Consider the following 20,874-nt stretch of genomic DNA (forward strand, 5'->3'; position numbering starts at 1 on the left):
TGCGGAACGGCGCCCCATCGTGCCGTACGCCCCCGCCGAAGGGATCGGCGGGGGCGTACGTGGGGTGAGCCCGGGTCCGGGCGGCCCCCGGCGGAGCTGCGTGCTCGGGTCAGCAGCTCTGCCAGAGTCGGGTCATGACGCGGACGCCGAAGCGCAGGCCCTCCAGCGGGACGCGCTCGTCCACGCCGTGGAAGAGGCGGCCGTAGTCCAGGTCGTGCGGGAGCTTCAGGCCCTTGAAGCCGAAGCAGCGGATGCCCAGGTGGGTGAACGCCTTGGCGTCGGTGCCCCCCGGGTTGCAGTACGGGACGGGGTGGCCGTCCGGGTCCTCGGCGCGGACGGCGTCACACATCGCGTCGACCAGCGGGCCGTCGAACGTCGTCTCCATCGCGATGTCGTGGTTGACCCACTCACGGCTGACGGAGGGCAGCAGGAGCCTGTCGATCGTGTCGATCAGTTCCTGCTCGTGACCGGGGAGGAAGCGGCCGTCGACGCGGGCGGTGGCCTTCCCGGGGACGACATTGGTCTGGTAGCCGGCGTTGAACATGGTGGGGTTCGCCGAGTTGCGGAGCACCACCTGCATGAAGTCCGCGACCGGGCCCAGCCTGGCCAGGCCGGACTCGATGTCGTTCTCGTCGAACTCGACGCCGTAGAGCCGGGCGGCCTCCTCCAGCAGGGCGCGGACCGGTTCGATCAGCCGGATCGGGAAGGTCTCGCGGCCGATCCGGGTGAGGGACTCGGCGAGGTCGGTGACCGCGTTCTCGTCGTTGGGCGACGAGCCGTGGCCGGCCCGGCCGTTCGCGGTGAGCTCCATCCAGGCCATGCCGCGCTGGGCGTTCTCGATCGGGTACAGCCGGCGCGTGTCGTCGATGGCGAAGGAGAAGCCGCCGCCCTCGCCGATCGCCTCGGTGACCCCGGAGAAGAGGTCCGGGCGGTGCTCGACCAGCCAGTGGGCGCCGAACTTGCCGCCCGCCTCCTCGTCGGCGAGGAAGGCGAGCACCACGTCGCGGGCCGGCTTCGTGCCGGTGCGGGCGAAGTGCCGGGCGGTGGCGAGCATGACCGCCACCGTGTCCTTCATGTCGATCGCGCCCCGGCCCCAGAGGTAGCCGTCGCGGATCTCGCCCGAGAACGGCGGCACCTGCCACTCGGAGGCGTCGGCGGGTACGACGTCCAGGTGGCCGTGGACCAGCAGGGCGCCGCGGGTGGGGTCGCCCCCGGCGATCCGGGCGATGACGCTGGCCCGGCCCGGGGCGGACTCGACCAGTTCGGATGCGATGCCCACCTCGGCGAGGCGGCCCACCACCCAGTCGGCGGCGGCGCGCTCGTCGCTGGTCGGGTTGGAGGTGTCGAACCGGATCAGTTCGGCGCAGAGGTCCACGACCTCGGTCTGGGCCTGCTCGGAGGCGGGGGTGAGGGTCATGCTGCTCCTGCCGCAGTGGTCTCACGGGCTGCGGGGGCGGGGCTGCTGCCGTCCTCGTCGTCCAGGGTGGAGGTGCCGTACGGCTTGACCCAGCCCAGCAGGCCGAGGACGCAGTAGAGCAGGAAGGCGGTGGCCAGCGAGTTGAGGGCCGGGATGCCGCCGTCGTAGAACTTGCCGACACAGAACGCCACGACCCAGATGACCAGGGACATCGGCACCCAGGTGGGCGAGGTGCGCGGCAGGGTCTCGGCCTCGCGGGTGTCGTCCAGCGGCTTGCGCATCCGCTTCACGACCCAGTACTCGGCGACGATGATGCCGCCGATCGGCGGGATCATCACGCCCAGCAGGGAGAGGAACTCCGTGAAGTGGGTCATGATGCCGACCGCGGACAGGAGCGTGCCGACGATGCCGAGGACGATGGTGACGGCGCCGCGGTGCAGCCGCTTGCGGAAGACGACCTGGAAGAAGTTGACGACGCCGAGCGAGGAGCCGTACAGGTTCCAGTCGTTGATCTTCGCGGTGGACATCAGGACCACGATCACACCGAAGGCGCCCGAGGTGGAGAGCACGATGTGCGACACGTCGCTGGACTTCACCAGATGGCCGAGCAGCACACCGACCATGCCCACGATGTACTCGGAGAGGATCATCGAGGAGGCGCTCTGCACGAAGACGTGCGAGCCCTTGCGGTTGTAGCGGGTCATCTCCGGGGAGACGATGGCGCCGGTCATGTAGCCGCCCGCGATGGCGGTGGCGGCGACGGCGAGAGGAATCGTTTCGCCGGGCGGCGGCGAGTTGATCAGGTCGCTGATCGAGTGGTCGTTGAGCGTCGTGATGATCGACCAGGCGACCATCCCGAAGAACAGCGGGGTGACGATCTTGGCGAACAGGGCCATGTACTTGAAGCCGAAGATCACCAGGGCCGTGATGGCGACGCCCGCGATCACGCACCACATCCAGGACGGTCCGCCGACCAGCGCCGAGACGCTGTTGCCGAAGATCGTGTTCTGGACGCCGAACCAGCCGACGAGGCTGACCGCGATGACGAAGCTGACCAGTGCCGAACCGTTGCGGCCGAAGCCCGCCCAACGGGTGAGCATCGGGGTCGCCAGACCCTCGCGCATGCCGGCCAGACCGATCGCGAAGATCACGATCTCCAGGATCACCGCGCCGAGCGTGAAGGCGAGGAAGGCATCCCCGAAGGTCATGCCGACGCCGATGGTGGCGCCCAGCGTGAACTGGGAGATCGAGCCGGACTGGGCCAGCCACTGCAGGAGCATGGACCAGAAGCCGAAGCGCTTGTCGCGCGGGACCCGCGAGAGCGAGTAGTCGTCGCTGCCGATGCTCTTGGCCTCGGGGGCCGTGGCGCCGGCCTGGGGGGCGGATGCCATCAGGACTCCTGGGGGATGCGGCCGAGGGTCTGGAGGTGAGCCAGCGACCCGTAGCGGTTGACGAGGTTGTCGAACTCCACCGCGTCGTGGAAGTCCAGGTTCCCGGCGCCGAAGCCCTTGGCGACTTCCACGGCGTAGCGGGCGGCGGACGCGATGTCGCTCTCGTGACTCGCGCCCGTCTGGCAGCCCGGTACCGCGGCGGCCGAGGTGACCGCGAGACCGACGACCGGAGCGGCGGTCGCGGTGGCGGGCTGGAGAATCGAATTGATGTGGTGTGCACCGTTACCGTACGGCGTGATGTCCTGCGTGGTCACCGGGTATGTGACCAACGGCTCACCGGTCACCACGGCCAGCAGCTCGCCGAGCTGCTCGCTGACCCGGAGCACCCAGCCCTCCTTGACGGTGGGCGACAGGGCCAGGCCCTTGTGGTTGATGATCCGGTTGCCCTTGGTGGTGTCGATGGAGAGCACGGCCTCCATGTCGGCGGTCACCTCGTGCCGGTTCATCGTGGCGATGTCCACGGGCGAGCCCATGAACGGCACCGGGTCGTGCGGCTCGGTCGGCGCGTTCGGGCAGATGTGGGTGGCGACGATCACGTCACCGGGCAGCGCGTCGCCGCGACGGCGCATGTCGAGCAGCTTGGCCGCCGTGGCGATGGCGGCGGCCGCGCCGTCGGCGTCGGAGACCAGACCGGTCACCTCGGGCCGGGCGCCGATACCGCCGAGCCGGCCCACCACACCGAGGGTGCGGGCGCTGCCGCCCGACGTCCGGCCGCGGGAGCCGGGGATGCGGACGAGCACGAAGTCCGTCGAGCCCTGGTCACCCGTGACGGTGGTGACCTGTGCGGACGAGCCCTCGGCCCCCGCTGCGGCGTCGAGGTATTCGACGACCGTCTTGCCATTGACCTGGGGATCGTCCAGAAGCTCGACGATGTCCAGTACGTACTTCAACATGGGGGGCCTTTCTCCTGATCCTGACACCCGCCCGACGCTCGACGGGGGAGAGCGCGGGGCGGGGTGGTGAGGCAACATTCGGGATCGGATAGCGTTGAGCGCAACTGTTTCCCGTTATTTGCAATTCCGGTCTGAATGGTGAGATGACGATGGCCGAATTCGATCTGGACCGGCGTAAGCCCGCCGGGGCGCTGCAAACCGTCGACCGGGCACTCCTGGTGCTGCTCGCCTTCGAGCGCACCAGACCCGACTGGGGCGTCACCGAGGTCGCCGAGGAGTTCGGCTGGGACACCTCCGTCGCCCAGCGGCTGCTCGCCACCCTGGCGGGCCGGGGCTTCCTGGTCTCCGACCCGGCCACCCGCCGCTACCGCATCGGCCCCGCCGTACTGCGGCTCGGCCGGCTCTGGGAGCGCTCGGGCTCACTGGAGCTGCTGGCCGGTCCGGTCCTGGAGGAACTGCGCCGGACCACCGGCGACACGGTCCTGTTCTGCCTTCCGGACAGCTTCCACATGCGCTGCGTGGCCGCCGAGGAGGGCGAGACCGGGCCGCTGCGCTACTACCCGCTGGTCGGCGAGCTCTACCCGGCGCACGCGGGGGCGACCAGCAAGTCGTACTACGCCTATCTGCCCGACGAGCAGCGCCACCGGCTCTTCCGGGGCCGTCCCATGGCACGCTTCACGGACCGCACGGTCACCGAACCGGAACTGCTGGAAAAGGAGTTCATGAAGATCCGGGCCCAGGGCTACGCCTGGACGGTCGGCGAGTACGACACCGGGATCGCCACCGTCGCCGTACCGGTGTTCCTGGGGCGCGAGCCGTACGGGAGTCTCAGTCTCGGTGGCGGGGAGGACCGGTTCCAGGGGGCGCCCGAGGACCGGCTCGACGCGCTGCGCCACGCGGCCCAGCTGCTGGAGCAACGCCTCACCCACCCGCCGCAGCGGCCGAAGTCCCGCGCCCGGCGGCCCCGCACCACCTGACCGACCCGATGTGCCCGACGTACCCGAGGAACCCCGTGAATCTGCTTCTGCTCTCCAACTCCACCCAGTACGGCTGCGGTTACCTGGAACACGCCCTGGACACCGTCACCGCGTTCCTCCCCACGAACGCGCGACTCGCCTTCGTCCCGTACGCGCTCGCCGACTACACCGCGTACACCGCCCGGGTCCGCGAGGCCCTGGAGCCGTCCGGCATCATCGTGCGCGGCGTCCACGAGAACGCCGACCCGGGCGCCGAACTCGCCGCGTCCGACGCCGTGTTCATCGGCGGCGGCAACTCCTTCCGGCTGCTCAGCGTCCTCTACCGCACCGGTCTGCGCGAGGCCGTGCGCGACGCGGTACGGGGCGGGCTGCCGTACATGGGCGCCAGCGCCGGGACCAACATGGCCGCCCCGACCCTGCGCACGTCCAACGACATGCCCATCGTGCAGCCGCCGTCCTTCGAGACGCTGGGCCTGGTCCCGTTCCAGATCAACCCGCACTATCTGGACCCGGACCCGGCCAGCACCCACAAGGGCGAGACCCGCGAGGAGCGGCTCACCGAATTCCTGGAGGAGAACGACGTACCCGTGCTCGGGCTGCGCGAGGGTTCCTGGCTCCGCGTCGACGGGCGCCGGGCCCATGTCCAGGGCGCCCGCCCCGCCCGGCTGTTCACCCGCGCTGCCGAGCCTCAGGAGCTCCTGCCGGGGTCCGACGTGTCCCGGCTGCTCACGACAGCGCCGCGGTTCGACGCTCCGGTGCGCTGACCGCGCTCAGGACGAGATCGGTCTTCTCGGGGCGGCCGGTCGCCGGGGACGCCACCGGGCAGGCGCGCGGCGCGTACCCGGTGGCCGTGGCCGCCAGCACATAGCGGCCACCGGGCTCGGCAGCCAGGGCGTACCTGCCCTCGTCGTCCGCGACGGTGAGCCCGGCCTGCCGGCCCCTGGTGTCGATCAGCGTCACATTGGCGCGCACCACCGGCGCCCCGTCCGTGCCCAGCACCCGGCCGTGGAAGCCGCCCGAACCGGCGACGAGCACCGAGGCCGGGCCGGGGGCCGGAGCGGAGCCGGTCGTCGCGGCCGGTCCGGCGGTGGCGTGCGAGGCGGGTGCGGGCTGTGCGGTCTGCGCGTCGTCCGCGCTGCTCGCCAGCAGCACCGGACGTGTCGCCGCCCGCTGCGAGGGCAGGAACGCGGCCAGCACCAGACCGATCAGCACGGCACCCGTGGCGATCAGGAACGAGATCCGGAAGCCCTCCATGGAGGGGACTTCCGCCGGGCCCATCCGTACCGACGTGTTCGCCAGCACCATGCCGATCACCGCACTCGACACCGAGGTGCCGATCGAGCGCATCAGGGTGTTCAGACCGTTGGCCGCGCCCGTCTCGGACGGGTCGACGGCCCCGATGATCAGCGCGGGCAGCGAGGAGTAGGCGAGCCCGATCCCGGCCCCGAGCATCACCGAGATCACCACGGTCTGCCAGGCGGCACTCATCAGGCCGAGCCCGGCGCCGTAGCCGATCGCGATGATCAGCATGCCGAGCATCAGGGACACCTTGGGGCCGCGGCGGGCGGACAGCCGCGCGTACAGCGGGGCGACGAACATCATCGTCAGACCCAGCGGTGCCACGCACAGCCCGGCGACGACCATCGACTGCCCCAGCCCGTAGCCGGTCGACGCGGGCAGCTGGAGCAGCTGCGGCAGGACGAGCGAGACCGCGTAGAAGGCGACGCCGACCATGATCGAGGCGAGGTTGGTGAGCAGCACCTCGCGCCGTGCGGTGGTCCGCAGATCGACCAGTGGCGCGGGGCTGCGCAGCTCGAACAGGCCCCACAGCAACAGGATCACCAGGGACGTGGCGATCAGTCCGAGCGTGGGGCCCGAGGTCCAGCCCCAGTCGCTGCCCTTGGTGATGGGCAGCAGGAGGCAGACGAGCCCGAGCGAGAGCCCGAGCGCGCCGATGTGGTCGAAGCGTCCGGGGGCGCGCAGCGGGGGCTCGGGCACGAAGCGGACGGTGAGCGCCATGGCGAGCACCCCGAGTCCGGCCGCGCCGAGGAACAGGGCGTGCCAGTCGGCGTGCTGGGCGACGAGCGCGGAGGCGGGCAGGGCGAGTCCGCCGCCCACCCCGACCGAGGAGCTCATCAGCGCCATCGCCGAGCCGAGCCGCTCACGCGGCAGCTCGTCGCGCATGATGCCGATGCCGAGCGGGATGGCGCCCATCGCGAAGCCCTGGAGGGCGCGTCCGACGATCATCACGACGAGGTCGTCGGTGGAGGCGCATATGAGGGAGCCGATCACCATGACGGCGAGGCTGACCAGCAGCATCCGGCGCTTGCCGTAGAGGTCGCCGAGCCGGCCCATGATCGGGGTGGAGACGGCTCCCGCGAGGAGCGTCGCCGTCATCACCCAGGTGGCGTTGGACGGGTCGGTGTCCAGCAGGACGGGCAGGTCCTTGATGACGGGGACGAGCAGGGTCTGCATCACCGCGACGGTGATACCGGCGAACGCGAGTACGGGGACGATGCCGCCCGCACGCTCCTTGCCTGGATCGGGGAGTTCCCCGGCGTGCTGTTCGTTCGTCGTCCGTCGCATTCGTGTGGCCTCCGGGCAGCATCCTTCACCCGGGCTCCCCCCAAGTGTGTGCATCTTGAACGCTTTCGTACGGGCGCGGTATTCCGGTGAACGGGGCGCGAACGGGACACGGCTCGAAACGGCCGGTGTTCTGACCTTCCGTCATATTGGAACGTGTTCTACTCTTGCGCCGTTCCAGTGGCTGCGACCGGCGAGGATCCGCAATGGGCATCGGAATCACCGAAGAACATCACGCCTTGGCGCAGGCCGTACGGGGGTGGCTGGCCCGTGCCGTGCCGCCCGGGGAGATCCGCAAGATCCTCGACGAGGGAGCCCCTCCGGTCCCCGGCGCACGCCCGGCCCACTGGGCGAGGCTCGTCGAACAGGGCCTCCCCGGCGTCCATCTGCCCGAGGAGTACGGGGGTGGGGGAGGCGGACTCCTCGACCTCGCCGTCGTCCTCGAAGAGGCCGCCCACGGCTCCCTGCCGGGGCCGTACCTGGCGAGCGCGCTGACGTCCGCGGTGCTGTTCGGGGCGGTGCGCGATGCGGTGCCCGGGGTGGCGCCCGGGGCGGGGGATCAGGTGGCGTCCGCAGAGGTGCCCGAGGCGCGGGAGCGGGCGGGAGAGCGGGCGGGGGAGGAGCCGCAGGAGGAGTCCGGGGAGGAGTCCGGCGGTTCGGCGGCGCCGGAATCGGTGCGGGAACTCGTGCGCGCCCTCGCCACCGGCACCCGCGTCGGCGCGCTCGCCCTCACCCCCGGCACCCTCACCGCCGTCGCGGACGGGGACGGCCACCTCCTCGACGGCACGGCACCGCCCGTACTCTCCGGCGCCGAGGCCGATCTGCTGCTGCTCCCCGCCACCACCGCCGACGGCATCCGCTGGTTCGCCGTCGACGCCGCCACGGACGGACTGACCGTACGCCCGCACCGGGGCGTCGACCCGACCCGCACCACCGCCGGGATCCGGGCCGAGGCCGTACGCGTCCCGGCGCACCGCTCCGTGCCCGCCGACTCCGCGCTCGTCCGCGACCTCGCCGCCGTCCTGTTCGCCGCCGACGCCTGCGGAAGCGCCGCCCGGTCCCTGGCGACCGCCGCCGAACACGCCAAGGTCCGCGAACAGTTCGGCCGCCCCATCGGCCAGTTCCAGGGCGTCAAGCACCTCTGCGCCGACATGCTCGTCCGCCTCGAACAGGCCCGCGCCCTGACCTGGGACGCCGCCCGCGCCGCCGGGGAGAGCCCCGGCGCACGGGGACTGGCCGCCGCCCTCGCCGCGGCCACCGCGCTCGACGCCGCGTACAGCTGCGCCAAGGACTGCATCCAGATCCTCGGCGGCATCGGCTTCACCTGGGAGCACGACGCCCACCTCCAGCTGCGCCGCGCGGTGGTCGCCCGGCAGCTGCTCGGGTCCGGGGACACCCACCGGCTGCGGGCCGTCCGGCTCGCCGAAGGCGGTGCCCGCCGCGAACTCGCCCTGGAACTGCCCCCCGAGGCAGCCCGCCACCGGGCCGAGGCGCGCGCACACCTGGCGGCCGCCCAGGGCCTCGCCCCCCGTGACGCCCGCCGCGCCCTCGCCCCCACCGGATACGCCGCCCCGCATCTGCCCGCCCCGTACGGCCTGGCCGCCGGCCCCGTACAACAACTCTCCCTGCAACAGGAGTTGAAGGAACAAGGCATCACGCTCAGCGACCTCGGCATCGCCACCTGGGTGGTGCCCTCCCTCATCGCGTACGGGACGCGGGAGCAGCAGGAGCGCTACCTGCCGCCCACACTGAGCGGCGAACTCCTGTGGTGCCAGCTCTTTTCCGAACCGGGCGCCGGGTCCGACCTCGCCGCGCTGCGCACCAGGGCCGTACGGACCGACGAGGGCTGGCGCATCACCGGACAGAAGGTCTGGACGAGCGCCGCCCAGTGGGCCCACCACGGCATCCTGCTGGCCCGGACCGACCCGGACGCCCCCAAGCACCGGGGCCTCACCTACTTCCTGGTGGACATGAAGAACGCCCGGGGCATCGACATCCGGCCACTGAAGGAGATCACCGGGGACGCCCTGTTCAACGAGGTGTACTTCGACGACGTCCTGCTCCCCGCCGACGCGGTCGTCGGGGAGGTCGACGACGGCTGGCGCGTCGCCCGCAACACCCTGGGCAACGAACGCGTCCACATGGCCGACCAGATGACCTTCGACACCGGACTCGAAGCGCTGATCGCCCGCTCGGCCGAGCTCGACGGGGCGGGCCGGGCCCGCGTCGGCGCGCTCGCCGCGGAGGCCCACGCGCTGGCCTGCATCGGTCTGCGCACCACGCTCCAGCAGGTCGCGGGACAGGAGCCGGACGCCGGAGCCTCCGTACGCAAACTCGTCCAGACCACCCACCAGCAGAAGGTCGCCGAACTCACCCTCGAACTGCTCGGCCCGGCGGGCGCCACCGCCGAGGACGGCGCGGAACGGGCCGTGCACGGATTCCTCATGTCGCGCTGTCTGACCATCGCGGGCGGCACCACACAGGTCCAGCTCAATGTCGTCGCCGAGCGCATCCTCGGCCTCCCCAAGGACTGAAGGGCACACATGATGAAGGCGTACATCGTCGGCGTCGGGATGACGAAGTTCGAGAAGCCCGAGACCCGCGACTGGCAGTACTGGGACATGGCGAAGGAAGCGGGCACCAAGGCACTGGACGACGCCGGAATCCGGTACGACCAGGTCGAACAGGTGCCCGTCGGCTACTGCTTCCAGCCCTCCACGGCCGGACAGCGGGCCGTCTACGAACTCGGACTGACCGGCGTCCCCGTCTACAACGTCAACAACAACTGCGCCACCGGCTCGACGGCGCTCATGATGGCCCGGCAGTTCGTCGCGGGCGGGATCAGCGACTGCGTACTCGCCCTCGGCTTCGAGAAGATGGCGCGCGGCTCCCTCGGGGGCGGCGGCGCGGACGGCGGCGCGGCGGACTTCAAGACCTCGCCCGTCGCCCGGCACTACGGGATCATGGCCGCCGCCCACGGCTTCGAGATGTCGCCGCCCACCGCCCAGATCTTCGGCAACGCGGCCCGCGAGCACATGGAGCGGTACGGGACGACGGCGGCGCAGCTCGCGGCGGTCGGCGCCAAGAACCACCGGCACTCGGTGAACAACCCGTACGCCCAGTTCCAGGACCCCTACACGGTCGAGGAGATCCTCGCCGCCCGGACCGTCCACCGGCCGCTGACCAAGCTCCAGTGCTCACCCACCTCCGACGGCTCGGCCGCCGCCGTCGTCGTCTCGGAGCGCTTCGTCGACCAGCACGGTCTCGGCGACCGGGCGGTGGAGATCGCCGCCCAGGCCATGACGACCGACACCGGCGCGTCCTTCGCCTCCGGCACCTGCGTCGACGCCGTCGGGGCGCCCATGACGCGGGCGGCCGCGCAGCAGGTCTACGCGGCCTCGGGGCTCTCGGCCGACGACCTCGACGTGATCGAGCTGCACGACTGCTTCTCCATCAACGAACTCCTCACCTACGAGGCCCTCGGACTGTGCGAGGAGGGCGAGTCCGGAAAGCTCGTGGAATCCGGTGCCACCACCTACGGCGGCCGCTGGGTCGTCAACCCGTCCGGCGGGCTGATCTCCAAGGGCCACCCGCTGGGCGCCACCGGAATCGCCCAGGCCACCGAGCTGACCTGGCAGTTGCGGGGCGAGGCCGGGGCCCGCCAGGTACCGGGCGCGCGCACCGGCCTCGCGCACAACATCGGGCTCGGCGGAGCGGCGGTGGTGACCCTGCTGCGCCGCTGACCCCGAGGCGTGGTGCCGGGGCGTGGTGCCGGGGCGTGGTGCCGGGCGCCCCGGTGTGTACCGGAGCTGCGGTGCACACCGGTGCCCGGACCAGCGGCAAACCCGATGTACCGAGCGCCGGGTGCCTGGGACCATGACCTCCATCCCGATGTACCGAGCGCCGGGTGCCTGGGACCATGACCTCCATGGCTGACGTCTCCACACCCGTACCCACCCGCACCCCCACCCGAATAAGACCCCGCACCTGGGCCGTCGTGCTCGCGGCCTGCACCGGTCAGTTCCTGGTCATCCTCGACGTGGCGGTCGTCAATGTGGCCCTGCCGTCCATGCGGACCGACCTGGGGCTGAGCGCCCCCGCACTCCAGTGGGTCGTCAACGCCTACTCGATCGCGTTCGCCGGATTCATGCTGCTCGGCGGCCGGGCCGCGGACATCTACGGCCGCAAGCGGATGTTCCTGATCGGGCTCGGCCTGTTCACCGCCGCGTCGCTCGCGGGCGGCCTCGCCCAGGAGGGCTGGCAGCTGCTCGCCGCCCGCGCCGCCCAGGGGCTCGGCGCCGCCGTGCTCGCGCCCGCCACCCTCACCATCCTCACCGCAGCCGTCCCCGAAGGACCCGCCCGCACCAAGGCGATCGGGACCTGGATGGCGGTCGGGGCGGGCGGCGGCGCGGCCGGCGGTCTGATCGGCGGGGTGCTCACCGACGCCCTCTCCTGGCGCTGGGTCCTGCTCATCAATGTGCCGATCGGCGCCCTCGTCCTGGTCGGGGCCGCCCTCTGGCTGGCCGAGGGCCGGGCGGGCGACCGGCGCCGCGTCGACCTGCTGGGCGCCGTCCTCGTCACGGCGGGCCTGGCCTCCGTCGCGTACGGGATCGTGCAGACCGAGGCGGAGGGGTGGACGTCCCCGGCCACCCTGGTCCCCCTGCTCGGCGGGCTGTCGCTGCTCGCCGCCTTCGTCCTGGCGGAGGCCCGGGCGGCGGCCCCGCTGATGCCGCTGCGGGTGTTCGGCGTACGGGCGGTGTCCTCGGCGAACGTGGCGATGTTCCTGATCGGGTCCGCCACCTTCGCCATGTGGTACTTCATGACCGTGTACGCGCAGAACGTGCTGGGGTACACGCCCTGGCTGGCCGGGATCGCGCTGCTGCCCACGTCGGTGGCCGTCGTCATCGGCTCGAAGGCCGCCCCCCGCCTCATGGCGCGCATCGGCGCGAAGCGGCTGGCGGTGATCGGTGTGCTGGTCACCGCGGCGGGCTTCGGCTGGCAGTCGACCATGACCGCCGACGGCCCGTACGTCACCGGCATCCTCATCCCCGGCATCCTGATGATGGCCGGATCGGGACTCGCCTCCACGCCGCTGGCCGCCCTCGCCACCTCGGGCGCGGCACCCGGCGACGCGGGACTGGTCTCCGGGCTGGTCAACACCTCCCGCACCATGGGCGGTGCGCTCGGCCTCGCGGTGCTCTCCACGGTCGCCGCCGCCCGCACCGGCGGTGCCACGGGCGCGGCCGAGGTCACGGCCGGATACGCCCTGGCCTTCCGCACGGCCGCGGCGGTGCTGGTGGGCGGGGTCCTGATGATGCTGCTGTGGCTTCCGGGACAGCGGACCCGGTCCCGGCCCGCGAAGAGCTGAGGCCGAGGCGGCCGTTACTCGCCTCCGGCATTCCCGTCCCCGGCATTCCCGTCCCCGGCACCCGCGTCCCCGGCATCCTCGGCTCCGGCATCCTCGTCGGGCGCCTCCACCGGGAGTTCCGCCCGCACCACGAAGCCGCCCCGCGACCCCGGACCCGACTCCAGCCGGCCGCCCGCGACGGCGAGACGTTCGGTGAGCCCCTTCAGCCCGGTGCCGCCCACCGGGCGGGCGGCACCGGCGGTGCGGGCGCTGCCGTCCGGGGCCGGGCCGCGGCCGTCGTCCGTGACGGTCAGCCGGACCCGCTCGGGCGTGGAGTCGACGACGAACTCGCAGCGCGTCGCGCCACTGTGGCGTACGGCGTTGGTGACCGCCTCCCGGGCCACCCAGCCCAGCAGCGCCTCCGTCTGCGGCGCGAGCGGCGGACCCGTGCGGCGTACCACCGGTTCGATCCCGGCGGCCGTCAGCGCGGACCTGGCCCGGTCCAGCTCGGTGGCGAGGCTCCCCTCGCGGTAGCCGGTCACCGCCTCCCGGATCTCGGTCAGCGCCTGCCTGCCCACCGACTCGATGTCGGCGACCTGCGAGAGCGCGGCGTCCAGATCGTGCGGCGCGAGCCGCCGGGCCGCCTCCGACTTGACCACGATCACCGACATCGTGTGCCCCAGCAGATCGTGCAGATCGCGGGAGAAGCGCAGCCGCTCCCGCTCCACCGCCCCGCGGGCCAGCTCCTGCCGGGTGGCACGCAGCGCCATCACCGTCTCCGACAGGGTGAGGAGCGCGGCCGTCACCGCACCGGAGAGGAACGTCCCGTACCCGATGGTCCACGGCTCCGAGGCATGGTCGCCGCGCCACACGGACACCACGACCGCGGCACCGGAGAGGGTGATCAGGCCGATCGCGAGCCGACGGCCGCGCAGGATCGTGCCGCAGGCCAGCGACAGCAGCGGGAAGAACAGCAGCCAGCTGCCGCCGTAGCCGATCGCCAGCGCGAAGGTGATCGCGGCCATCGCGGCGAGCAGCCGGTACGAGGTCGCGCTCTCCCGCGTCCGTTCATTGAACCCTCTGAACACCACCGAGACGTAAAGGGAGTTGAAGGTCAGCAGTCCGAGGCCGCCGATCCACGGGTTGGGCGTCTCGCCCTGCCAGAGGTTGGAGAACGCGCCGAGCCCCAGCAGCAGCCAGGGCAGCAGCGTGTACGGTCCCGGCGGTCCGGGGCGCCGGCACGCACGCCGCTTCGCGCGGGCCTCCCGCCATCGCCCGGCTCGGGCCTTCACGAACTCGGTACCGGCCTTGGACATGTTCGCTCCCGTCACACGGTTCTCGCGGACCGACGGTACGAGAGCACCGCGTATCCGCCGAAGAGCAGCAGCCACCCGGTGAGCAGCGCGACCGACCCGGCGCCCGGCGCGTGCCCCGCGATCGCCGCCTGCCCGAGCCCGGCGAAGCCGTGGGCGGGGCTGTACTCGCCGATGGAGCGCAGCCACGCCGGGAACTCCGCGAGCGGGAACCACAGTCCGCCGACGACCGCGAAGCCCATCAGACAGGCTACGTTGACCACACCGGTGCCCTGCGGGGTCAGCCGGTAGCCGTTGCCGATGCCGAGCAGGGTGAACGGCAGCGCCCCGATCCACAGCAGCAGCACCAGCGCGGTCCACTGCCAGGCCGCCAGCCGCACCCCGTTGACCAGGGCACCGGCCAGCAGGACCGTCACGATGGTCGGCAGCACGGTCACCGAACCGCTGATCGCCCGGCCCGCGACGGCCCGGGACGGCGAGAGCGGGGTGATCCGCAGCTGCTGGAGCCAGCCGAGGGACTTGTCGGAGGCGATCCCGGTGCCGATGGCCATGGCGGAACCGAGTGCTCCGTACGCGGCCATGCCGACCATGGAGGCGGCCTTCCAGTCGCCGTAGTCGGCGCCGCCGCCCAGATTGGTGAAGAGCAGGTACATCATCACCGGCATCCCTGTTCCGAAGATCAGGAAGACGCTGTCGCGCAGGGTCCGCCGGATTTCGAGCACGATGTAGAGCAGCATCACAGGGTCTCCTCGGAGCGAGCGGCGGGGTGGGAAGCGGAGCCGGAACCGACGGGGCGGGAGGGGGAGTCGGCCGGTGCGGTCAGCGCCAGGAAGGCGTCCTCCAGCGTGGCCCGCGACACGCTCAGCCCACGGACGGCGCCGATCCGGGCCAGCTCGACGACGGTCGCGTCCGAGTCGTCCGTCCGCAGCAGTGCCCGGTCCGCGCGCACCTCGACACCGACGACACCGGGCAGCAGCTCAAGGCCGTCCGACGGCGCTCCGGCCAGGTCGAAGGAGACGAGGCTCCCGCCGGCCGCGCCCCTGATCCGGTCGCCGCTGCCGTCCGCGACGATCCGGCCCCGGTCGATGACGACGATCCGGTCGGCGTTCTCGTCGGCCTCCTCCAGATAGTGGGTGGAGAACAGGACGGTGTTGCCGCGCCCCGCGAAGGACCGCATCGACCGCCAGAACGTGCGCCGCGCCTCCACGTCCAGGGCGGCGGTCGGCTCGTCCAGCACGACCAGTTCCGGATCGCCCGCCAGCGCGACGGCGAAGCGGACGCGCTGGGTCTGGCCGCCGGAGAGTTTGTCGACGCGCCGGTCCGCGTATGCGGTGACACCCGCGAGAGCGAGCGCGTCCCCGACCGGCATCGGGTGCGGGTAGGTGGAGGCGACGAACCGGACCAGTTCGCGGACCGTCACCCGGGGGATGGGCCGCCCGTCCTGGAGCATCGCGCCCACCAGCCCGGCGCGTACCGCCTCGTCGGGGGAGCGGCCCAGCAGCCGTACCGTCCCGGAGTCCGGGTCGTTCAGGCCGAGCAGCAGGCTGATGGTGGTCGACTTGCCCGCCCCGTTGCGGCCGAGCAGGGCCACCGTCTCGCCGCGCCCGATCTCCAGATCGATGCCGTCGACGGCGCGTACCGCCGCCTCCGCCCGGCCGAATGTCTTGACCGTCCCGGTGAAGACCACCGCGGGCCCTCGCTCCGCTGTCCCCGTCGTCTGCTTCATGACCATGACGCTACGGAGCACAGGGGGGTGTCCGGCAGAGCCCCGTGTACGGACTCCGCGATGACAAATGTCATGGCCCGAACGTGCGCCCGGAGCCTTTGCGGCCAAGGTATCTGACATGGCGTCAGCAGTCTTCACAACGCCCGGAGGCTGCGTTATACATGGGCCATCGGCTAGAACGCGTTCTAGAACGGGCGTGCCTGCCGGTCCCGCACGACCTCGGTGCGGCCGACGGTGCGGACGGTCGCGCCGAGGTCTTCCCACCATCAAGGAGCAGCTTTCCCATGCCCATTGATGCCGTAGCGGCCGTCGCCGCCGAACCCCGCCGAGCCGAGATCGGCTGGGACCACAAGGACATCCAGCTCTACCATCTCGGCCTCGGCGCGGGCAGCCCCGCCACCGACCCCGATGAGCTGCGCTACACCCTGGAGTCCCGGCTCCAGGTACTGCCCAGCTTCGCCACCGTCGCGGGGGCGGGCACCGGCATGACCGGCGGCCTCTCCTCGCCCGGCGTCGATGTGGACCTGGCCGCCGTCCTGCACGGCGGCCAGACCGTACGGGTGCACCGGCCCATCCCGGTGCGCGGACGCGCCGTACAGACCTCGAAGGTCGCCGCGGTGTACGACAAGGGCAAGGCGGCCGTCCTCGTGCTGCGTACCGAGGCATCCGACGACGACGGCCCGCTGTGGACCAACGACTCCCAGATCTTCGTCCGCGGCGAGGGCGGCTTCGGCGGTGAACGCGGGCCCTCCGCCCGGCCGACCCCGCCGGACCGGGCCCCCGACCGCACGGCGGAGCGGGCGATCCGCGAGGACCAGGCGCTGCTCTACCGGCTCTCCGGGGACTGGAACCCGCTGCACGCCGACCCCGCGTTCGCCGAGCTGGCCGGCTTCGACCGGCCCATCCTGCATGGGCTGTGCACCTACGGCATGACGCTCAAAGCCGTCACCGACACGCTGCTCGACGGCGATGTGACCCGCATCGGCGCGTACAGCACCCGCTTCGCCGGAGTGGTCTTCCCCGGCGAGACCCTCCGCATCCGGATGTGGGCCGGGGACGGCCGGATCCAGGTCGCGGTGAGCGCCGTCGAACGGGACGACGCGCCGGTGCTCGTGGACACGCTCATCGAACACTCCTGAAAACGCCATGATTTGAGGGGAGCCGCACCATGCGCGCAGCCGTACTGCACGAGATAGGCCAGGACAAACTGGAAGTCCTCGACGACGTCGAGGCGGTGGGCTTCGGCCCCGGCAAGGTCAAGCTCCGCATCCGGGCCACCGGACTGTGTCACTCCGACGTCTCCGCGATGAGCGGCGTCCTCCCGCAGCCCGCTCCGTTCATCCCCGGCCACGAGGGCGCGGGCGAGGTCCTCGACGTCGGCGACGGTGTCACCGGGCTGAGTCAGGGGGACCGGGTCCTGGTCTGCTGGCTGCCCGCCTGCGGCGCCTGCCCGTCGTGCCGGCGCGGCCAGACCCAGCTCTGTCTGGCCGGCTTCATGAACGCGGGCACCCCCAACTTCAAGCGCCCCGGCGGCGATGTCTTCGGCTTCGCGGGCACCGGCACCTTCACCGAGGAGGTCGTCGTCGGCGCGGGCTGCGCGGTGCCGATCCCCGACGACGTGCCCTACGAGATCGCCGCGCTGATCGGCTGCGGGGTCACCACCGGCCTCGGCGCCGCCATCAACACCGCCCGGGTGGAGGCCGGTTCCTCGGTCGCCGTGATCGGCTGCGGCGGCGTCGGCATCTCCACGATCCAGGGCGCGCGGGTCCAGGGCGCCGCCCAGATCGTCGCCGTCGACCCGGTCGCCTCCCGGCGCGAGGCCGCGCTGAACTTCGGCGCGACCGAGGCGGTGTCCCCGGACGAACTCGCCGACGCCAAACAGCGGATCACCGGCGGCGAGGGCTTCGACTACGTCTTCGAGGTCGTGGGCAAGTCCGCCACCGCCCGCACGGCGTACGAGACCACCCGGCGCGGCGGCACGCTCTGCGTCGTCGGCGCCGGAGCGATGGACGACAACTTCCAGGTCAACATGTTCGAGCTGTTCTTCGACGAGAAGCGGATTCTGCCCTCCATGTACGGGGGCGGGGACGTGCTGCGCTCCTACGAGCGGGCCATCGCGCTCTGGCGGGCGGGCCGGATCGACCTCGCCTCGATGATCACTCACCGGGTGCGGCTGGAAGGGATCAACGACGCCCTGGACCAGATGAGGACCGGCGAGTCGCTGCGTACCTGCGTCGAACTCTGACGTCCGCCCCCGCTCCCACCGGTCGAGCCACTCAACGACCTTATCGAGCCACTCAACGACCTTGAGGACCGCGATGTCACTACCCCTGGACGGACTCTCCGCCATCGTCACCGGCGCGGGCCGGGGCCTCGGACGCGCCGAAGCCCTGGAGCTGGCCCGGCTCGGCGCGGCCGTCGTCGTCAACGACTACGGACAGCCGGGCCGCGACGGCTCCGGCGAGGCCTCGGCGGCCCCCGCCGAGGAGGTCGCCGCCGAGATCCGGGCGGCGGGCGGCCGTGCGGTCGCCCACCTCGGCGACGTCTCCGACCACGAACAGGCCCGCGCCCTGGTGGACCTGGCCGTGTCCACCTACGGGAAGCTCGACGTCCTGGTCAACAACGCGGGCATCCTGCGCGACCGGATGATCTTCTCGATGACCGAGGACGAATGGGACTCGGTCGTCCGGGTCCACCTCAAGGGCCACTTCAACACCACGCACTTCGCCGCCGCCCACTGGCGCACCCGCTCCAAGGAGTCCGGCGGCCCCGTCTACGGGCGGATCGTCAACACCTCGTCGGAGGCGTTCCTCGCGGGCTCGGCCGGGCAGCCGAACTACGCGGCGGCCAAGGGCGGCATCGTCGGCCTCACCACCTCCACGGCCCTGGCCCTGGCGAAGTACGGCGTCACCGCCAACGCCATCTGCCCGCGCGCCCGTACGCGGATGACCGAGGACGTCTTCGCGGGCTTCCAGGAACCGGCCGACGGCACGCTCGACGCCCTGGCGCCCGAGCATGTCTCGCCGCTCGTCGGCTATCTGGCCTCCCCGGCGGCCGCCAAGGTCAACGGGCAGCTGCTCGTGGTCCACGGCGGCATGGTCGCGATCGTCGAGCGCCCGAAGGTGGCGGCGAAGTTCGACGCGGCGAAGGAGACGTTCACCTTCGACGAGCTGGACGGGCTGATCACCCCGTACTACGAGGACCGCCCCCCGAACGAGACGTTCGCGGCGGCCGAGGTACTGGGTCTCAAGCGGGGATAGGCGGGCCCGGACGACGAACGGGGCCCGCACCGGCCGGACGGCCGGTACGGGCCCCGCACATCTCTCGTCGCTCGCGGCTTGTCGCGCAGCGCGGCCTCAGGCCGCTCTGCTCCCCCCTTCGGAGGGACGGCGGTGGCGGCCGTGCGGCTGCGCGGCCGTGTTCTCCATCGACGTACCCCCTCGGTGCTTTCCGGAGCCGCCGGTTTCGTCCCGGTCCGAGTCCGCCCCCGGCGGACGCGTCTGGGTCGTGTCTGTTCGGGCTTCAGACATGTGGGAAGTCACCCCGTTGTGATCGCACTTACTTGTTGTCACAAGCCCCGCCCCCGCCACCGACACGGTCACCGTCGGCACCCGCCCGGTGCGGCTGCGTAGCCCAGGCTGCGAGTTTAGACCGATGCGGTACGCCCCTTGAGAGGCGCCTGCCCCAGGGGAACCGGCCTGCACATCACAGGACCGGCAATCGCCGCGGATGGTTGCGTTCCGGTCGGGTCCCCGGTTCCGGGTCCCGCCCCGTTCCCGGCCGCCGGGTCCGTAGGCGCGAGGCACGGCTCCTCGTCCGACGGAGCCTCCAGCAACGCCACGGCGCACCGGGTCCCGGGCTCCGCGCAGGGCAGGTGCAGCATGCCGTCCCGGCTCCAGAACCCCGCCCCGGCCAGCCAGCCCCGCGGTGCGGCGAACTGGTGCAGCCGACGGCCCGCCGGGCGCCAGACCCCCACCCAGCTGCCCGCCGCCCCATCGATCCGCAGCCCCACGGCGCAGCTCTCCGGCATCAGCATCTGCCCCGGCTGAACGGCGAACGGGGTCACCGCGACATCCGCCGGACGCAGGCACTCCGGGAACCGGACGGGCAGGCAGCTGCCGAGCACACCCCAGCCGAGCCGGTCGTGCCCCGGCGCGTCCGACCGGAGCAGCAGCAGCCCGCTGTCCGTGTCGGCGAGCAGCAGCCGGTCGTCGCTGTCCGGCGTGATCTGGAGCAGCGGCGTCACCTCACCGCCCCGTCCCAGGTCCAGGGCGACCGCCTTCACCGGCCCGCCGTCCGGCGGCTGCCGGTCCAGGGCGAGCATCCGGCCCGCCCGGTCCAGCCAGACCCCGCCGGAGCAGTGGCCCGGCACATCCGTGATCCTCTCCGGCCCGAAGGCGCCGCCCGCCACCAGCCAGAGGGCGGTGGAGCGCTCACCGGCAGCCAGGGCGTACACGCTCCGGCCGTCGGGCGAGGGCGGCAGCAGCGTGAGATCCGCGCATTCGACGGCTCCCAGCGGGAGTTCGCCGGTTCCGGGCCCGGTCGGGTAGAGCAGCGAGAACGCCTGGAGGTCCGCCACCCGCCGCCGGATCAGCACCCGCCCGTCGGCGAGCGGCACCACCTGGGAGTCCGGCTCCTCGGGCTGGTCGAGCGGGAGGGGCACCGCGTAGGGCTCGGGCCCGTCGAGCGTCCAGCGCTCGGGGTACCAGGCGCGCTCGGCGGGGTGCCCCGGTGCGGCGGTGAGCCGGGCGGCGTACGAGGCGTCGGCGGTGAGGACGAAGGCGCCGGACGCGTCGGCCGCACCGAAGGCGTCGGACGCGCCGAGCCCGTCGTACCCACCGAGCCCGTCGCACGCGCCGAGCCCCTCGTACGCGTCGCGCGTTTCCGGTTCACCGAGCGCCGCCGTCGGCGCACCGGGTTCTTCCGGCTCTCCGGACTCCTCGGGTACAGGTTCCACCGTCGCGGCGGCCCCGGCGGTCTCGCCTTCGATGGCACAGGCAGTCATGGACTCGTCACCTCCGGCAACCGAAGGTAGTTTTCGCACTTCCTGCCGAACAACACCAGACCGCGCACTTCACACATAAGGGTGGCGATGCCCGGATTCGCCTGAGAAAGAGGGGGTGGTTGTGCTTCGGGAGGTGGCCGTGGCTAAGGTTAGGCATCCCTA

At 72.1% G+C, this 20,874-nt stretch carries 16 protein-coding genes; 8 read left to right on the top strand and 8 right to left on the bottom strand.

Going from position 1 to position 20,874, the window contains the following annotated elements:
* Window positions 1-109 precede the first annotated feature (109 nt).
* The 3 genes from OG413_RS19975 to OG413_RS19985 are packed head-to-tail and all read right to left on the bottom strand — an operon-like array spanning window position 110 to window position 3,761.
* On the bottom strand, window positions 110-1,417 hold the full coding sequence (locus OG413_RS19975) for a M20/M25/M40 family metallo-hydrolase (protein WP_266807348.1): 1,308 nt from the start codon (window positions 1,415-1,417) through the stop codon (window positions 110-112).
* On the bottom strand, window positions 1,414-2,808 hold the full coding sequence (locus OG413_RS19980) for a cytosine permease (protein WP_266807349.1): 1,395 nt from the start codon (window positions 2,806-2,808) through the stop codon (window positions 1,414-1,416). Before OG413_RS19980 ends, OG413_RS19975 begins: the two co-directional genes overlap by 4 nt.
* On the bottom strand, window positions 2,808-3,761 hold the full coding sequence (locus OG413_RS19985; protein WP_266807351.1) for a DUF1177 domain-containing protein: 954 nt from the start codon (window positions 3,759-3,761) through the stop codon (window positions 2,808-2,810). The genes OG413_RS19980 and OG413_RS19985 overlap by 1 nt, the downstream gene beginning before the upstream one ends.
* A 149-nt stretch (window positions 3,762-3,910) precedes the next feature.
* Here OG413_RS19985 and OG413_RS19990 point away from each other — a divergent pair, with 149 nt between their 5' ends.
* Together OG413_RS19990 and pepE are read left to right on the top strand one after the other, a co-directional pair.
* Window positions 3,911-4,738, top strand: a complete 828-nt coding sequence (locus OG413_RS19990; protein WP_266807353.1) for an IclR family transcriptional regulator — start codon at window positions 3,911-3,913, stop codon at window positions 4,736-4,738.
* A 35-nt stretch (window positions 4,739-4,773) separates the two neighbouring features.
* Window positions 4,774-5,502, top strand: a complete 729-nt coding sequence (pepE, locus tag OG413_RS19995; protein ID WP_266807355.1) for a dipeptidase PepE — start codon at window positions 4,774-4,776, stop codon at window positions 5,500-5,502.
* Here pepE and OG413_RS20000 read toward each other — a convergent pair.
* Entirely contained in the window at window positions 5,465-7,324 is a 1,860-nt protein-coding gene (locus tag OG413_RS20000) for an MFS transporter (protein ID WP_266807357.1), read from the bottom strand. The two genes, pepE and OG413_RS20000, sit on opposite strands and share 38 nt — an antisense overlap.
* A gap of 203 nt (window positions 7,325-7,527) precedes the next feature.
* Between OG413_RS20000 and OG413_RS20005 the strand changes: the two genes are divergently transcribed.
* The 3 genes from OG413_RS20005 to OG413_RS20015 all read left to right on the top strand — a co-directional run bounded on the left by OG413_RS20005 (window position 7,528) and on the right by OG413_RS20015 (window position 12,689).
* Window positions 7,528-9,855 (top strand): acyl-CoA dehydrogenase, encoded by a 2,328-nt coding sequence (locus tag OG413_RS20005; RefSeq protein ID WP_266807359.1) that lies wholly within the window; start codon window positions 7,528-7,530, stop codon window positions 9,853-9,855.
* 12 nt (window positions 9,856-9,867) lie between these two features.
* Window positions 9,868-11,064, top strand: a complete 1,197-nt coding sequence (locus OG413_RS20010; RefSeq protein ID WP_266810262.1) for a lipid-transfer protein — start codon at window positions 9,868-9,870, stop codon at window positions 11,062-11,064.
* 176 nt (window positions 11,065-11,240) lie between these two features.
* Complete coding sequence (locus OG413_RS20015; protein ID WP_266807360.1) at window positions 11,241-12,689, top strand: MFS transporter; 1,449 nt, start codon at window positions 11,241-11,243, stop codon at window positions 12,687-12,689.
* A gap of 14 nt (window positions 12,690-12,703) precedes the next feature.
* On the opposite strand, the gene OG413_RS20020 is transcribed toward OG413_RS20015, so the two are convergent.
* The 3 genes from OG413_RS20020 to OG413_RS20030 are packed head-to-tail and all read right to left on the bottom strand — an operon-like array spanning window position 12,704 to window position 15,707.
* Window positions 12,704-13,984 carry a sensor histidine kinase gene (locus tag OG413_RS20020; protein WP_266807361.1) on the bottom strand — a complete coding sequence of 427 codons (1,281 nt, stop codon included), beginning with the start codon at window positions 13,982-13,984 and terminating at the stop codon, window positions 12,704-12,706.
* Between the two features lie 11 nt (window positions 13,985-13,995).
* Complete coding sequence (locus OG413_RS20025; RefSeq protein ID WP_266807363.1) at window positions 13,996-14,718, bottom strand: ABC transporter permease; 723 nt, start codon at window positions 14,716-14,718, stop codon at window positions 13,996-13,998.
* On the bottom strand, window positions 14,718-15,707 hold the full coding sequence (locus OG413_RS20030) for an ABC transporter ATP-binding protein (RefSeq protein ID WP_266807365.1): 990 nt from the start codon (window positions 15,705-15,707) through the stop codon (window positions 14,718-14,720). Before OG413_RS20030 ends, OG413_RS20025 begins: the two co-directional genes overlap by 1 nt.
* Before the next feature lie 284 nt (window positions 15,708-15,991).
* On the opposite strand from OG413_RS20030, the gene OG413_RS20035 reads away from it, so the two are divergent.
* From OG413_RS20035 to OG413_RS20045, 3 genes are all read left to right on the top strand, one after another.
* Window positions 15,992-16,846 carry a MaoC/PaaZ C-terminal domain-containing protein gene (locus OG413_RS20035; RefSeq protein ID WP_266807367.1) on the top strand — a complete coding sequence of 285 codons (855 nt, stop codon included), beginning with the start codon at window positions 15,992-15,994 and terminating at the stop codon, window positions 16,844-16,846.
* 29 nt (window positions 16,847-16,875) lie between these two features.
* Window positions 16,876-17,952 (top strand): Zn-dependent alcohol dehydrogenase, encoded by a 1,077-nt coding sequence (locus tag OG413_RS20040; protein ID WP_266807368.1) that lies wholly within the window; start codon window positions 16,876-16,878, stop codon window positions 17,950-17,952.
* Window positions 17,953-18,025: 73 nt separating this feature from the next.
* The gene (locus OG413_RS20045) at window positions 18,026-18,967 is read left to right on the top strand and encodes a 3-oxoacyl-ACP reductase (protein WP_266807370.1); all 942 of its coding nucleotides are present in this window, start codon (window positions 18,026-18,028) and stop codon (window positions 18,965-18,967) included.
* Between the two features lie 386 nt (window positions 18,968-19,353).
* On the opposite strand, the gene OG413_RS20050 is transcribed toward OG413_RS20045, so the two are convergent.
* A complete protein-coding gene (locus tag OG413_RS20050) occupies window positions 19,354-20,712 on the bottom strand; it encodes a hypothetical protein (RefSeq protein ID WP_266807372.1) in 1,359 nt (452 codons plus the stop codon).
* Window positions 20,713-20,874: the final 162 nt, after the last annotated feature.

The sequence above is a fragment of the Streptomyces sp. NBC_01433 genome (assembly GCF_026340105.1).
Classification (GTDB): domain Bacteria; phylum Actinomycetota; class Actinomycetes; order Streptomycetales; family Streptomycetaceae; genus Streptomyces.